Raw genomic sequence first — 13,922 nt, forward strand, 5'->3', positions numbered from 1 at the left:
GCCCTCGGGCCACGCGGCCTTCGCCGTGTGCGGTGTCTGTTCTCCGGATCGCGCGGCCATCGGGCCGCGCGGCGGTTACGTCGGGTCCAGGCCGTGGCTGCGGAGCCACGCCAGGGGGTCGATCGCGGATCCGCCGCCGGGCCGGACCTCGAAGTGGAGGTGAGGGCCGGTGGAGTTGCCGGAGTTGCCCGAGTAGGCGATGACGTCGCCCGCCTTGACCTTGCCGCCGCGGATCTTGGTGGAGCTGAGGTGGCAGTACCAGGTCTCGGTGCCGTCGGGCGCGGTGACGATGGCCATGTTCCCGTAGGCGCTGTTGTACTGCGTGCGCACGGTGCCGTCGGTGGCCGCCATGACCGGGGTGCCGTAGGAGACCGGGAAGTCGATGCCGGTGTGCACCGACATCCACATGCCGCCGGCCTGGCCGAAGTTGGCGCTGAGGCCGTGCCGCTCGACCGGGATGGCGAACTTGGGGCGGGCGGCCTCCTTGGCCGCGGCCTCCTCCGCCTTCTTCTTCTTTTCCTCTTCCTGGCGCTCGCGCAGGTCGATGCGCTCCTGCGTGCGGCTCGCGCGGTCCGCGAAGTCGCCCGCGTCGGCGCTGAGCGCGACCAGTTGGGTGTCGAGCTTGGTGTTCGCCGCGACCGGCTTCACCGAGGCCGGGTCGGGCGCGGCCATCGTGGTGGTGTCCTCGGCGGGCCGGTCCGTACCGGTGAGGCCGCCGACGGAGGCGGCCGCGACGCCCGCGACGCCCATCACGCAGGCGGAGGGAACGGCCACGGTCAGCAAGGCGGAACGCTTCGCCGGATTGCGGCGACGGCTGTTGCCGCCCGCCTTGGCACCGGCACCGGCCTTGGCGTTGCCCTTGGGAGCGCTCCGGCGCGCGGTGCGCGGGGCCGTGGTCACCGGCATGGCCTGGGTGGGGAGGTCGTGCACCTCGTTGAGTGCGTGGACCTCGGACAGCTCGAGGACCTCGGTGCCCTCGTGGGCCTCGTGCGCCTCATGGGTTTCGTGCTGCTCGTGGGTCCGGGGCGTCTCGTCGGAGAGCACCTCGAAGACGGCGGTCTCGCTGTACGCGACGGACCCGGTCTCGAATCCGTTCTGGTTCCCGGAGTCGGTGACGGCGGCGGCCGGGGCGGTCTCGTAGGCGTAGCCGACGGAGGTGGCGCCGTACGTGTACTCCTGCTGCGCGGGCGCGGGCTGGTACTCGTACGTGTAGGCGGCCTCGGGCTGGACCGGGGTCTCGGTGACGGTGTTCCAGGCGGTGGCGTCGTAGGCGCCGGTCTCGGTGCCGGTGGTGCCGTAGCCCGGCATCGCCCAGTGCCCGGTCTGCTCGCCGGAGGTGTCGTAGCCGAAGGAGGGCTGCTGGTACCCGGCATATCCGGAGTAGTCCGCGCTCGGCGTGTTCCACGCGCTCGCGTCCCAGCTCCCGGTGGTGTCCTCGGGGGCGACCTGGGTCGGGATCGTGGACAGATAGGGGTCCTGCGAGGTCCATGCGCCGGTGTCGTACGCGCCGGTGTCATAAGAGCCGTAGGCGGCGTAGTTGACCCCTTGGCCCTGCGTTTCATAGGAAACGTAGGGCGAGTCACCAGCGAAAGCGGTGGTGGAAAGGCCGTCATACCCGGGATCCGGGTACTGGCCCGACGAGGGGCGGTCGTTCACCAACTTCTCTTTCGCCTCGGCAGTGGGGGCCTGGGTGGCCGGGAACTCGAAGTTCACCGGAGGAGAGCAGTGGCGTGACTGTACCCGGCGGTTACCAGCAACGACAATCTTCGCCGGGTACCCAGATCTCTGGAACCGGGCATTCGGCCGTCTTTCGGTCGCCGAAAGACGCACCCTTGGCCTTGAGTTCGAAATTCGTTCGACTGTTGGTCGCTCTTTGGCTAGGCGACGGAGGCGGTTTCCGAGCCCTTGACGGCGGCCAGTCCCGGCCCGTCGAGGGCGCGCCGGACCGCCGTGATGACGGCCGGGTGGGCCGCCAGAGCGAGATGTCCGATACCGGTGACCTGCACGTTCTCCACACACAGATCCGGATGTTCGATCCGCGCGGACTCGACCCGGGTCATCAGCGCATCGAATTCGCTCCAGAAGGCCACGCACCGGGTGGCGCAGCCGGGGGCGGGAGAGGCCAGCTCGGCCATCACCTCGGAGTCGGGGCGGATCTGCCGCACCAGCGGGTGCGCGTCCATGAAGGGGGCGATCCGCGTGCCGGAGTGCGGGCTACCGAGCGTGACGAGGGTCCGGACGCGGGCGTCGCCGCCCAGTCGCTGCACGTAGTACCGGCCGACCAGTCCGCCCAGGCTGTGCCCGACCAGATCCACCCGCTCCTGTCCGGTGCGCTCGCACAGTTCCTCGACACGCCGGGCGAGATGGCGGGCGGCGACGCGCAGATCGAGGGTGAAGGGCGAGTAGTTGTACGCCTCCACGTGCCGGCCTCCCGCCCCGAGAGCGCGGCGCAGCAGGACGAAGACGGACCGGTTGTCACTGAAACCGTGGAGGAGGAGGGCGGGCGGGCGTGTCGCGGGCGGGCGGCCGGCGACCTTCTCCTGGCACACTCCGGTGGGGTACAGCAGGAGGTGCCCGCCGAACACCATCACCTCGAGCAGTCCGGCCCGCAGTGCGGCGCCGGACAAGGGCACGGACATGGGTATGGACAGCCCCATCGACGGCCTCCCGTGAGCCTCTGTGGGACTCCGGCCGTCGCGCCACCGTGCCGTGCGGCTGGCGGCACGGTGGCGCAATGCCGTCCCACGTGTGATTTCCCCCTCGTGCTTGACCGCGAAACGGCGGCGTGCGCGATGCTGTACTTAACGTTCGTTCACTCGGGAGGCAGTGCGATGGGTGTGACCGGTCCGATCCGTGTGGTGGTGGCCAAGCCGGGTCTCGACGGCCACGACCGCGGGGCCAAGGTGATCGCGCGGGCGCTGCGGGACGCGGGCATGGAGGTCATCTACACCGGCCTCCACCAGACCCCCGAGCAGATCGTGGACACCGCCATCCAGGAGGACGCCGACGCCATCGGCCTCTCGATCCTCTCCGGCGCCCACAACACGCTGTTCGCGCGCGTGCTGGAACTCCTCAAGGAGCGCGACGCGGAGGACATCAAGGTCTTCGGCGGCGGCATCATTCCGGAGGACGACATCGCCCCCCTGAAGGAGAAGGGCGTGGCCGAGATCTTCACCCCCGGCGCCACGACGACCGCCATCGTGGACTGGGTCCGCGCCCACGTCCGCCAGTAGCCCACGTCCGCCGTCAGCACCGGGCGGCCGGGCACATCGGGTCCGGCCGCACCGGTGCAGACCCGCCGCGCTCGAGGCGCGGCGTTCGGGGCGGAGCCCCGGCCTTCGTCCGTGCCGAAGCCGGCACGGTCGCGGGCCCGGACACCCCCTAGCGCGGGGCGAGCTCCGAGAGCATCGTCGCGCGGAGCCGAAGCGTGGCCACCAGCCGCTGGAAGGCCTCCGCCCAGTACGCGGCCGCGCCGGGGGCGGCGTCCGGCAGGTCCTCCGCAGCCGTGGTCAGGGCCTCCAGTCGACCCGCCTCCGAGGGATCGAGGCAGCGCTCGGCCAGGCCCATCACCCCGCTGAAGCTCCACGGGTAGCTGCCCGCGTCCCGGGCCGTGTCCAGCGCGTCCACGACCGCCCGGCCCAGCGCCCCCGCCCAGGGCACCACGCACACCCCGAGCAGCTGGAACGCCTCCGAGAGCCCGTGGGCCCGTATGAACTCCGCGACCCACTCCGCCCGCTCCGCGTCCGGCAGGCTCTCCAGCAGCTTGGCCCGCTCCGCGAGCGAGGCCGTGCCCGGACCCGCCGCGGGCGGCCCGGACGCCGCGCCGAGCAGGGCCCGGGACCACGTCGCGTCGCGCTGGCGCACGGCGGCCCGGCACCACGCCGCATGCAGTTCCTCCGTCCAGCCGTCGCCCGCGGCCACCGGCAGCGCCACTATCTCCGCCGGGGTGAGCCCCCCGAACCGCTCCCGCCAGCAGGACAGCGGAGCCGCCTCCACCAACTGGCCGAGCCACCACGCCCGCTCCCCGCGCCCCGCCGGCGGCCGTTTGACCACTCCGTCGCGGAGCATTCCCGCATCGCACTCGGCCGGCGGCGTCACCCCCTCCGGGCCCACGCAGGCCAGCGCGCGCTCCGCCATCCGCCCCGCCAGTGCCGAACTCGGCAGTGCCGACAGCAGTTCGGCGGCCGTGGCGCGGACATTGCGGCTGCGGTCGGCCAGCGCAGCCTCCAGGAAGGGCTCGTCCCCCTCCGACAGCCCCAGCCTCAGCGAATCGAGGAACATCAGCCGGTCCTCGGCCCGTTCGGTGGTCCAGGTCGTCATCAGCAGCCGCGGAGCGGCCGCCGCCTCGTGGGCCCGTACGGCGCCGAGCAGGGCGACCCGCTCGGCGAACAGCCCCTCCTGCCACAGCCGTTCCACCGCCACCCGGTCCGTCACGTCCGGCAGTTCCCCGCCGCCGCCCGACCCGCCGCGCAGGGCGAACCGCCAGTCCGGATTCATCCGCGCCAGCCACAGCCCCCGCGTCCCGGCCAGGGCCAGTGCCTGCGGCCGCAGGTCCGTACGGGCCCGGGCCGCGTCCAGCAGCGCCGGTACGAGCGCGCTCGGTGAGCGGTAGCCGTACCGCGCGGCCGCGGCCAGCCACTGCGGCAGGAGCTCCGTCAGATCCGGGGCGGTCCCGCGCCGGCCGCCGCCGTTCACCGGGCCGCTGCGGCCTGCCAGCAGCTGCGCGAGCCGGCGGCCCGCCGCCTCCGGCGGCGCGGGCCGGGGGTCCCGGGACGCCGGCTCCGGCAGCGGCCCGGCCTCGGCCGGTCGCAGCCCGGCCCGGCGCCGTACGGCGTGCACGGCCGCCGCGTCCAGCAGCGCCTCGGGCGAGCCCACCGGGCCGCCGCCCCGGCGCCGGTCGGTGCCCAGCAGCGCGGCGGCGACCAGCTCCTCCCACTCCCCGTACCCCTCGTCACCCTGGTCCATCGGGCCCCTCCCTCGTCGCTCGTCGCTCGTCGTCCGTCGTGTCCTGTGCTCCGGTCCCGTCCCCTCCACGGGACCGGAGCCGTCGGTGTTCCCGTCTGCCCGCGTTCAGCTGGCGTGGTTGTCATTCATGCAAGCCCCCCGGCTTCTCGTCGTTGCTCGTACGGCGCCCCCCGGCGCCGTACGACTCCTCGCCGCCCCCGTGTGACGGCACAGGACCCCCCAGGCCCCCTGCGATGTGATTCGTTGGATCCCGCTCCTGATCAGGTCAGGGCGACCGGCTCGGTCGAGTCCGGCTGCCAGGCCGTGAGAGGGGTGAAGCCGCGGTGGCCGCATTCGCCGAACACCGTCACCGGGCCCCCGCCCGACAACGCGGCCAGCTGCCACAGGCCCCCGCGGGAGCGGCTGCCGCCCCCGGTGAGTGGCACCGGCAGGGCGGAGGTGCCCCCCGCGTCCGCCAGCTGCCAGCCGAGCTCTCCCGGTATCGGGACCACCGGCCCGAGCACCACCGGCCATGACTCCAGCCAGGGGTCCTCCCGCAGCGCCGCCCCGTACGCCTCGAGCGCCGCCTCCGTGCTCATCCCGGACGGAGCCTCCGCGCACGGCACGGCCGCCGCGAACCTCTCACCGAGGTCCGCCCGCAGCCCCGCCGACCCGGGCCGGAAGCGCATCTCCGCCTCCAGCACCAGCCCCACCGGCAGCGCCAGGCCCGGTGGCCGCCCGGGCGGTCCGAAGTCCAGCACCAGAGCAGGCCGCCCGCCCGCCAGCCCGCGCAGCCATATCCGGCGGGTGGTGAGCCGGCCGTCCGGCGACACCGTGTCGTACTGGGCGAGCACCAGCCAGCGGTCCCGTACGGCCTCCCCCTCCCCGGAGGCCGGCAGTCCCACGCGGCTGCGCACCGTCGCCGCCAGCTCTTCCGGCAGCCCGGCCACCCCCAGCCACGCCCGGTCGAGCAGGTGCAGCAGCGCCGCCTCCTCCAGCATCCGGGCGGGCCAGCCGGGGCCGCAACTGGGTATCGTCCCCAACTCCCTTACACGTCCGGCCAGTCCGGGTGCCTGCGCGTCGACCATGCGGGCCGCCGTCTCCTCCCACGCCGCGTATCCCGCCTGCTCCTGGCCCGCGAGGCCGCCGCGCAGCAGATCGGCCAGCCGCTGCTCCAACTCGGTGACGCCCGCGCCGACGCGCGCCGCCCGCCGCTCGGCCCGCCGCCGGGCCCCCTCCTCATCGACCGGAGCGCTCCTCCCGCCGGCCGGCCGCGCGGCCTTGGCCGCCCGGTCCGCCAGCCACTGCGCGGCCCATTCCGGCGCCTCGCCCGGCTCGCCGACCCCTTCCGCCGACCAGAGCAGCAACAGCCCCAGGGCGTGCTTGCAGGGGAACTTCCGGCTCGGACAGGAGCACTTGTAGGCCGGGCCCGTCAGGTCCACGACCGTGCGGTACGGCTTGCTCCCGCTGCCCTTGCACAACCCCCACACAGAACCGGAAGCGGAACCTCCGATCTGCAACCACGGTCCTGCCCCGCCGAGTCGGCCCCCCGCCTTGCGTGAGGCATCGTCAGGAGCCAGATTCAGCACCTGTTCCGCTGTCCAGCGGTCCCCCTGATCAGTCATGGGAACCACCGTAGAGACCGCCACTGACAATCGCCCTGACCTGCAACAACACTACCAACACGGTCCGTTGTCAGTGGCGTGGTGCACCTTGGGTACAGCAGTCGGAAGCGGCTGCCGAGCATTGGAGGGGGACCATGACCATGCACGGGAACGAACAGCGAGCAGAGGCTCTGCGACCGCACGCCGAAGACGCCTTCGCACACGAACTGAAAGCCCTGGCGGCCGCCGACGACCGGCCCCGCCCGACCCGCTGGAAGCTCTCCCCGTGGGCCGTCGCCACCTACCTGCTCGGCGGCACGCTCGACGACGGCACGGTGATCACACCCAAGTACGTGGGACCGCGCCGCATCGTCGAAGTCGCCGTCACCACCCTGGCCACCGACCGCGCCCTGCTCCTGCTGGGCGTCCCCGGCACCGCCAAGACCTGGGTGTCCGAACACCTTGCCGCCGCCGTCAGCGGAGATTCCACCCTGCTCGTCCAGGGCACCGCCGGCACCCCCGAGGAAGCCATCCGGTACGGCTGGAACTACGCCCGGCTGCTCGCCCACGGCCCCAGCCGCGAGGCGCTCGTCCCCAGCCCCGTCATGCGTGCCATGGCCGACGGCATGACCGCCCGCGTCGAGGAGCTCACCCGCATCCCCGCCGACGTCCAGGACACCCTCATCACCGTCCTGTCCGAGAAGACCCTCCCGATACCGGAGCTCGGCGAAGAGGTGCAGGCCGTGCGCGGCTTCAACCTCATCGCCACCGCCAACGACCGCGACCGCGGGGTCAACGAGCTCTCCAGCGCACTGCGCCGCCGCTTCAACACCGTAGTGCTGCCGCTGCCCGCCACCGCCGACGCCGAGGTGGACATCGTCGCCCGGCGCGTCGACCAGATGGGCCGCGCCCTCGACCTGCCGGCCGCGCCCGAGGGCCTGGAGGAGATCCGCCGGGTCGTCACCGTCTTCCGCGAGCTGCGCGACGGGGTCACCGACGACGGCCGCACGAAGGTGAAGTCGCCCAGCGGCACGCTGTCCACCGCCGAGGCCATCTCCGTCGTCACCGGCGGCCTGGCCCTCGCCGCCCACTTCGGGGACGGCGTGCTGCGCCCTTCCGACGTGGCAGCGGGGATCCTCGGCGCCGTGGTCCGCGACCCGGCCGCCGACAAGGTGGTCTGGCAGGAGTACCTGGAGGCCGTGGTCCGCGAGCGCGACGGCTGGAAGGACTTCTACCGGGCCTGCCGGGAGGTGACCGTATGAGCCCGAGCCCGAAGGGCCCGCTGCTGCTGGGCGTGCGGCACCACGGGCCCGGCTCGGCCCGCGCCGTCCGGGCGGCCCTGGAGGAGGCCCGGCCCGCGGCGGTGCTGATCGAGGGCCCGCCCGAGGGGGACGCGCTGCTGCCGCTCGCCGCCGATCCGGGCATGCGGCCGCCCGTCGCGCTCCTCGCGCACGCGGCGGACGATCCGGGCCGGGCCGCGTTCTGGCCGCTCGCCGGGTTCTCGCCCGAGTGGGCGGCCATCCGCTGGGCCCAGGAGCACGACGTCCCGGTCCGGTTCATCGACCTCCCGGCGGCCCACTCGCTCGCGGCCGGGGAGGACCGGCCGGAAGGCGAAGAGCCCGACGCCGTCCGGCTCGACCCGCTCGCCGTGCTGGCCGAAACCGCCGGGTACGACGACCCGGAGCGCTGGTGGGAGGACGTGGTCGAGCACCGCGGCGCCGGGGGCGTGCAGGAGGACGTGCTCGGCGCGTTCGAGGCGCTCGGGGAGGCCATGGGAGCCCTGCGCGAGGCGTACGGCGACGGCGGCCACCACCGTGACCTGGTGCGCGAGGCGTACATGCGGCAGCGCATGCGGGCCGCCCGCCGGGAGTTCGGCGACGACTGCGCCGTGGTGTGCGGGGCCTGGCACGTCCCGGCGCTCCGGGCCAGGACCACCGTGGCCGCCGACAGGGCGCTGCTGAGCGGCCTGCCCAAGGTCAAGGTGGAGACCACCTGGGTGCCCTGGACGCACCGCAGGCTCGCCCGGGCCGGCGGGTACGGCGCGGGCATCACCTCGCCGGGCTGGTACGCCCACCTCTTCACCGCGCGGGACCGGCCCGTGGAGCGCTGGCTGACCAAGGTCGCCGGCCTGCTGCGCGAGGAGGACCGGCAGGTCTCCTCGGCGCACGTCATCGAGGCGGTCCGGCTCGCCGAGACCCTCGCCGCGATGCGCGGCAGGCCGCTGCCCGGCCTGACGGAGACCCTGGAAGCGGTCCGGGCGGTGATGTGCGACGGCTCCGACGTACCGCTCGCCCTGATCGAGGACCGCCTCGTCGTCGGCGACGTGCTGGGCGAGGTCCCGGACGGGGCCCCCGTCGTGCCCCTCCAGCGCGACCTGACACGACAGCAGCGCACGCTGCGGCTCAAGGCCGAGGCCCACGACCGCGAGCTGGAACTGGACCTGCGCAAGGACACCGATACGGCCAAGTCCCTGCTGCTGCACCGGCTGCGGCTGCTCGGCATCGGGTGGGGCACCCCGGCCGTCTCCCGCGCCAGCACCGGAACCTTCCGGGAGACCTGGCGGCTGCGGTGGGAGCCGGAGCTGTCGGTGAGGATCGCCGAGGCCGGGATCTGGGGCACCACCGTCCTCGCGGCGGCCACCGCCAAGGCCGAGGCGGACGCCGCCGGGGCCGGGGAGCTCGGCGAGGTGACGGCCCTGGCCGAGCAGTGCCTGCTGGCCGTGCTCTCGCAGGCGCTGCCCGCCGTACTGCGGGCCCTCGCGGACCGGGCCGCGCTGGACACCGACGTGGCGCGGCTCGCCAAGGCCCTGCCCGCCCTGGCCCGTTCGCTGCGGTACGGGGACGTGCGCGGCACCGACGCGTCGGCGCTCGCCGTGGTGGCGGCCGGTCTCGCCGAGCGGATATGCGTGGCGCTGCCGTCGGCCTGCGCGGCCGGCCTGGACGCCGACGCGGCGGCGGAGATGCGCGCCCACGTGGACGGGGTGCACGGGGCCGTCGGCCTGCTGGCGGACGCGGACGACGGGCTGCGGGAGCGCTGGTCCGCGGTGCTCGCGACGCTGGCCGGCCGGGACACCGTGCCGGGCCTGATCCGCGGCAGGGCGGCCAGGCTGCTCCTCGACGACGGGCGGCTGCCGGCCGGGGAGACGGCCCGTCTGATGGGGCTCGCCCTGTCCCCGGCGGCCTCCCCGGCCGATGCGGCGGGCTGGATCGAGGGCTTCGCGGGCGGGAGTTCGGGCGGAGGCACGCTGCTGGTCCACGACGACCGGCTGCTGGGCCTGATCGACACCTGGCTGGTGGGGGTGCCGGAGCGCGCGTTCACCGACGTACTCCCGCTGCTGCGGCGGACGTTCGGGGCGTACGAGCCGGGTGTGAAGCGGACCCTGGGCGAGCTGGTCCGCCGCGGGCCGGGCGGTTCCGCAGCCGCGGCCCCGGCGTCCTCGGCGCCCGAGGGCTTCGCCCCGGAGCTGGATCCGGTCCGGGCGGACGCGGTGGTCGGGCTGGTGCGGATGCTGCTCGCCGGGTGAGGTGCCGCGCCGTTGCCGGGGCGCCGCCCCAGAGCCCGCGCCTCGAACGCCGGCGGGGCCGAGTTCGGCGGGGCGGATGGAAGAGATCCGGTGGTGAAGGCCGGTGGACACGACGAGTGCAGGGGGACGGACGGATGGGCGGTACGGACATGGGCGGCGCGGGGGTACGACACGAAGCCGCAGACCCCGCCGGGGGCGAGCGGCTGCGGCGGTGGCGGATGGTGCTCGGCGGGGGAGAGGCCGACGGGACCGGGTGCGCGCTGACCGGGCGGGACGCGGCGATGGACGCCGCGCTCGGCGCCCTCTACGGCGGGGGCGGCGAGGCGGGGTCCCGCCGGACGTCGGGGGCACGGTCGGCCGGGCTCGGCGGCTCCGCGCCGAACGTGGCGCGCTGGCTCGGGGACATCCGTACGTACTTCCCGAGCTCCGTGGTCCAGGTCATGCAGCGCGACGCCATCGAGCGGCTCGGCCTGTCCACCCTGCTGCTGGAACCGGAGATGCTGGAGGCCGTCGAACCGGACGTGCACCTGGTAGGCACCCTGCTCTCCCTGAACAAGGCGATGCCCGAGACGACGAAGGAGACGGCGCGCGCCGTGGTCCGCAAGGTGGTGGAGCAGCTCGAGAAGCGGCTCGCGACCCGCACCCGGGCCACCCTCACCGGCGCCCTGGACCGCTCCGCCCGGATCAGCCGGCCGCGCCACCACGACATCGACTGGAACCGCACGATCCGGGCCAACCTCAAGAACTACCTGCCCGAGTACCGCACCGTCGTCCCCGAGCGGCTGATCGGCTACGGCCGGGCGGCGCAATCGGTGAAGAAGGAGGTGATCCTCTGCATCGACCAGTCGGGTTCGATGGCGGCCTCCGTCGTCTACGCCTCCGTCTTCGGCGCGGTTCTCGCCTCCATGCGCTCGATCGCCACCCGTCTGGTCGTCTTCGACACCGCGATCGTCGACCTGACCGACCAGCTCGACGACCCGGTCGACGTCCTCTTCGGCACCCAATTGGGCGGCGGCACCGACATCAACCGCGCCCTCGCCTACTGCCAGTCGAAGATCACCCGGCCCGCGGACACCGTCGTCGTCCTGATCAGCGACCTCTACGAGGGCGGTATCCGCAACGAGATGCTCAAGCGTGTCGCCGCGATGAAGGGGGCCGGGGTCGAGTTCGTGACCTTGCTCGCACTGTCCGACGAGGGCGCCCCGGCCTACGACCGCGAGCACGCCGCAGCCCTTGCGGCGCTTGGGGCGCCGGCCTTCGCCTGCACTCCCGACCTGTTCCCGGAGGTGATGGCCGCGGCGCTGGAGAAGCGCCCCCTGCCGACCCCCTGACCGCCGCGTCCCGGTCCTTGCTGTGAATCGGTGAATCACACGAACTTCCAGTTCAACCGTGAGGCGATCTGTGACAGGTATCACCGCTCAGGTGTGATCTGCGATTTAGGGACCCACGGCCCTCGGGGATAACCTGCGGGACGGACATGCCGCGTCCACGGTCACCGTGTGCGCCTTCCTTGTGACAGCGCCGTCACGTTGCCCTCCGCGGCACGCCCACGCAGATAGCAGACAACCGCGAATCACTGCGAATCTTTAAAAAAGACAAGGGACGGACGCGCGTGGACCTGTTCGAGTACCAGGCGAGGGACCTCTTCGCCAAGCACGGTGTACCGGTGCTGGCCGGTGAAGTCATCGACACGCCTGAGGCGGCTCGCGAGGCCACCGAGCGGCTGGGCGGCAAGTCGGTCGTCAAGGCGCAGGTGAAGGTCGGCGGCCGCGGCAAGGCCGGCGGCGTGAAGCTGGCCGCCACCCCGGACGAGGCTGTCGCCCGGGCGACGGACATCCTCGGCATGGACATCAAGGGCCACACGGTCCACAAGGTGATGATCGCCGAGACGGCTCCGGAGATCCTGGAGGAGTACTACGTCTCGTACCTCCTCGACCGGACCAACCGCACCTTCCTCGCCATGGCGTCCGTCGCGGGCGGCATGGACATCGAGCAGGTCGCCGAGGAGACCCCGGAGAAGCTCGCCAAGGTCCCGGTGAACGCCAACGAGGGCGTGACCATCGAGAAGGCCCGCGAGATCGTCGCGCTGGCGCAGTTCCCGGCCGAGGTCGCCGAGAAGGTCGCCGAGGTCCTCGTGACCCTGTGGGCGACCTTCATCGCCGAGGACGCGCTCCTCGTCGAGGTCAACCCGCTCGCGAAGGTCGCCAACGGCGATGTCATCGCGCTCGACGGCAAGGTCTCGCTGGACGAGAACGCCGAGTTCCGCCAGCCGGGTCACGAGGAGTTCGTGGACCACGCGGCCGCGAACCCGCTCGAGGCCGCCGCCAAGGCGAAGAACCTCAACTACGTCAAGCTCGACGGTGAGGTCGGCATCATCGGCAACGGCGCGGGTCTCGTCATGAGCACCCTCGACGTCGTCGCGTACGCCGGTGAGAACCACGGTGGCGTCAAGCCCGCCAACTTCCTGGACATCGGCGGTGGCGCCTCCGCCGCCGTCATGGCCAACGGTCTCGAGATCATCCTCGGCGACCCGGACGTCAAGTCCGTCTTCGTCAACGTCTTCGGTGGCATCACCGCCTGTGACGAGGTCGCCAACGGCATCGTCCAGGCGCTGCAGCTGCTCGAGGACCGGGGCGAGGCGGTCACCAAGCCGCTGGTCGTCCGTCTCGACGGCAACAACGCCGAGCTGGGTCGCAAGATCCTCTCGGACGCCAACCACCCGCTGGTCCAGCGCGTGGACACCATGGACGGCGCGGCCGACAAGGCCGCCGAGCTCGCGGCTGCGAAGTAAGGGCAGAGGTCACAGACTCACATGGCTATCTTCCTCAACAAGGACAGCAAGGTCATCGTCCAGGGCATGACCGGTGCCACGGGCATGAAGCACACCAAGCTGATGCTGGCTGACGGCACCAACATCGTCGGCGGCGTGAACCCGCGCAAGGCCGGCACCACCGTCGACTTCGACGGCACCGAGGTCCCGGTCTTCGGCTCCGTCGCCGAGGCGATGGAGAAGACGGGCGCCAACGTCTCCGTCCTCTTCGTCCCGCCGGCCTTCGCCAAGGCCGCCGTGGTCGAGGCGATCGACGCCGAGATCCCGCTGGCCGTCGTCATCACCGAGGGCATCGCGGTGCACGACTCCGCCGCCTTCTGGGCGTACGCGACCGCCAAGGGCAACAAGACCCGGATCATCGGCCCGAACTGCCCGGGTCTGATCACCCCCGGCCAGTCCAACGCCGGCATCATCCCGGGCGACATCACCAAGCCCGGCAAGATCGGTCTCGTGTCCAAGTCGGGCACGCTGACCTACCAGATGATGTACGAGCTCCGTGACATCGGCTTCACCTCCGCCGTCGGCATCGGTGGCGACCCGGTCATCGGCACCACGCACATCGACGCCCTGGAGGCCTTCGAGGCCGACCCGGAGACCGAGCTGATCGTCATGATCGGCGAGATCGGCGGCGACGCCGAGGAGCGTGCGGCGGACTTCATCGCGAAGAACGTCACCAAGCCGGTCGTCGGCTACGTCGCGGGCTTCACCGCCCCCGAGGGCAAGACCATGGGCCACGCCGGCGCCATCGTCTCCGGCTCTTCCGGCACCGCACAGGCCAAGAAGGAAGCCCTCGAGGCCGCTGGTGTGAAGGTCGGCAAGACGCCGACCGAGACCGCGAAGCTGGCGCGCGAGATCCTGAACGCCAAGTAAGCGGTCGCCGTACGGATCCACGTACGGAGGCGCACATGCCCGGGCGTGGCCCGCACCTCTCGGGGGGGGGGGGGGCCCGCCCCGGGGGGGGGGCCCCCCGCGCCGCGTCGGGCGTGAACGCGCCGGGCGTGAAAGGTCAGTGGTGCACGCG

10 protein-coding genes are annotated in these 13,922 nt (G+C 72.9%); 6 read left to right on the top strand and 4 right to left on the bottom strand.

The window, feature by feature from the left end; translation table 11 throughout:
- Positions 1-75: 75 nt before the first annotated feature.
- Both ACWGE1_RS34965 and ACWGE1_RS34970 read right to left on the bottom strand, forming a co-directional pair.
- Entirely contained in the window at positions 76-1,713 is a 1,638-nt protein-coding gene (locus ACWGE1_RS34965; protein WP_453424492.1) for a M23 family metallopeptidase, read from the bottom strand.
- Positions 1,714-1,877: 164 nt separating this feature from the next.
- Positions 1,878-2,639: an esterase/lipase family protein gene (locus ACWGE1_RS34970; protein WP_453424493.1), complete on the bottom strand. Its 762-nt coding sequence runs from the start codon at positions 2,637-2,639 to the stop codon at positions 1,878-1,880.
- A 192-nt stretch (positions 2,640-2,831) separates the two neighbouring features.
- Between ACWGE1_RS34970 and ACWGE1_RS34975 the strand changes: the two genes are divergently transcribed.
- Positions 2,832-3,233, top strand: a complete 402-nt coding sequence (locus ACWGE1_RS34975) for a cobalamin B12-binding domain-containing protein (RefSeq protein WP_150258834.1) — start codon at positions 2,832-2,834, stop codon at positions 3,231-3,233.
- A 148-nt stretch (positions 3,234-3,381) separates the two neighbouring features.
- Here the strand turns inward: ACWGE1_RS34975 and ACWGE1_RS34980 are convergent, their stop codons facing one another.
- Entirely contained in the window at positions 3,382-4,965 is a 1,584-nt protein-coding gene (locus tag ACWGE1_RS34980) for a DUF5691 domain-containing protein (protein ID WP_453424494.1), read from the bottom strand.
- A gap of 260 nt (positions 4,966-5,225) precedes the next feature.
- Positions 5,226-6,569, bottom strand: coding sequence for an SWIM zinc finger family protein (locus ACWGE1_RS34985; RefSeq protein WP_453424495.1), 1,344 nt, complete (start codon positions 6,567-6,569; stop codon positions 5,226-5,228).
- Positions 6,570-6,703: 134 nt separating this feature from the next.
- On the opposite strand from ACWGE1_RS34985, the gene ACWGE1_RS34990 reads away from it, so the two are divergent.
- The 5 genes from ACWGE1_RS34990 (at position 6,704) to sucD (ending at position 13,771) form a co-directional block, all read left to right on the top strand.
- Positions 6,704-7,810 carry an ATP-binding protein gene (locus ACWGE1_RS34990; RefSeq protein WP_389119612.1) on the top strand — a complete coding sequence of 369 codons (1,107 nt, stop codon included), beginning with the start codon at positions 6,704-6,706 and terminating at the stop codon, positions 7,808-7,810.
- Entirely contained in the window at positions 7,807-10,071 is a 2,265-nt protein-coding gene (locus ACWGE1_RS34995; RefSeq protein ID WP_453424496.1) for a DUF5682 family protein, read from the top strand. Before ACWGE1_RS34990 ends, ACWGE1_RS34995 begins: the two co-directional genes overlap by 4 nt.
- Positions 10,072-10,220: 149 nt before the next feature.
- A complete protein-coding gene (locus tag ACWGE1_RS35000) occupies positions 10,221-11,402 on the top strand; it encodes a VWA domain-containing protein (RefSeq protein ID WP_453424497.1) in 1,182 nt (393 codons plus the stop codon).
- A 281-nt stretch (positions 11,403-11,683) separates the two neighbouring features.
- Positions 11,684-12,862: an ADP-forming succinate--CoA ligase subunit beta gene (gene sucC / locus ACWGE1_RS35005; protein ID WP_398563366.1), complete on the top strand. Its 1,179-nt coding sequence runs from the start codon at positions 11,684-11,686 to the stop codon at positions 12,860-12,862.
- Positions 12,863-12,883: 21 nt separating this feature from the next.
- Positions 12,884-13,771, top strand: coding sequence for a succinate--CoA ligase subunit alpha (gene sucD / locus ACWGE1_RS35010; RefSeq protein WP_030290624.1), 888 nt, complete (start codon positions 12,884-12,886; stop codon positions 13,769-13,771).
- Positions 13,772-13,922: the final 151 nt, after the last annotated feature.

This window comes from Streptomyces sp. NPDC054932, from assembly GCF_053610205.1.

What these genes read in the sequence shown, in the direction of transcription:
- ACWGE1_RS34970 (WP_453424493.1), bottom strand. Translation starts at nt 2,639, where the DNA reads ATGTCCGTGCCCTTGTCCGGCGCCGCACTGCGGGCCGGACTGCTCGAG.
- ACWGE1_RS34975 (WP_150258834.1), top strand. Translation starts at nt 2,832, where the DNA reads ATGGGTGTGACCGGTCCGATCCGTGTGGTGGTGGCCAAGCCGGGTCTC.
- ACWGE1_RS34980 (WP_453424494.1), bottom strand. Translation starts at nt 4,965, where the DNA reads ATGGACCAGGGTGACGAGGGGTACGGGGAGTGGGAGGAGCTGGTCGCC.
- ACWGE1_RS34985 (WP_453424495.1), bottom strand. Translation starts at nt 6,569, where the DNA reads ATGACTGATCAGGGGGACCGCTGGACAGCGGAACAGGTGCTGAATCTG.
- ACWGE1_RS34990 (WP_389119612.1), top strand. Translation starts at nt 6,704, where the DNA reads ATGACCATGCACGGGAACGAACAGCGAGCAGAGGCTCTGCGACCGCAC.
- ACWGE1_RS34995 (WP_453424496.1), top strand. Translation starts at nt 7,807, where the DNA reads ATGAGCCCGAGCCCGAAGGGCCCGCTGCTGCTGGGCGTGCGGCACCAC.
- ACWGE1_RS35000 (WP_453424497.1), top strand. Translation starts at nt 10,221, where the DNA reads ATGGGCGGCGCGGGGGTACGACACGAAGCCGCAGACCCCGCCGGGGGC.
- sucD (WP_030290624.1), top strand. Translation starts at nt 12,884, where the DNA reads ATGGCTATCTTCCTCAACAAGGACAGCAAGGTCATCGTCCAGGGCATG.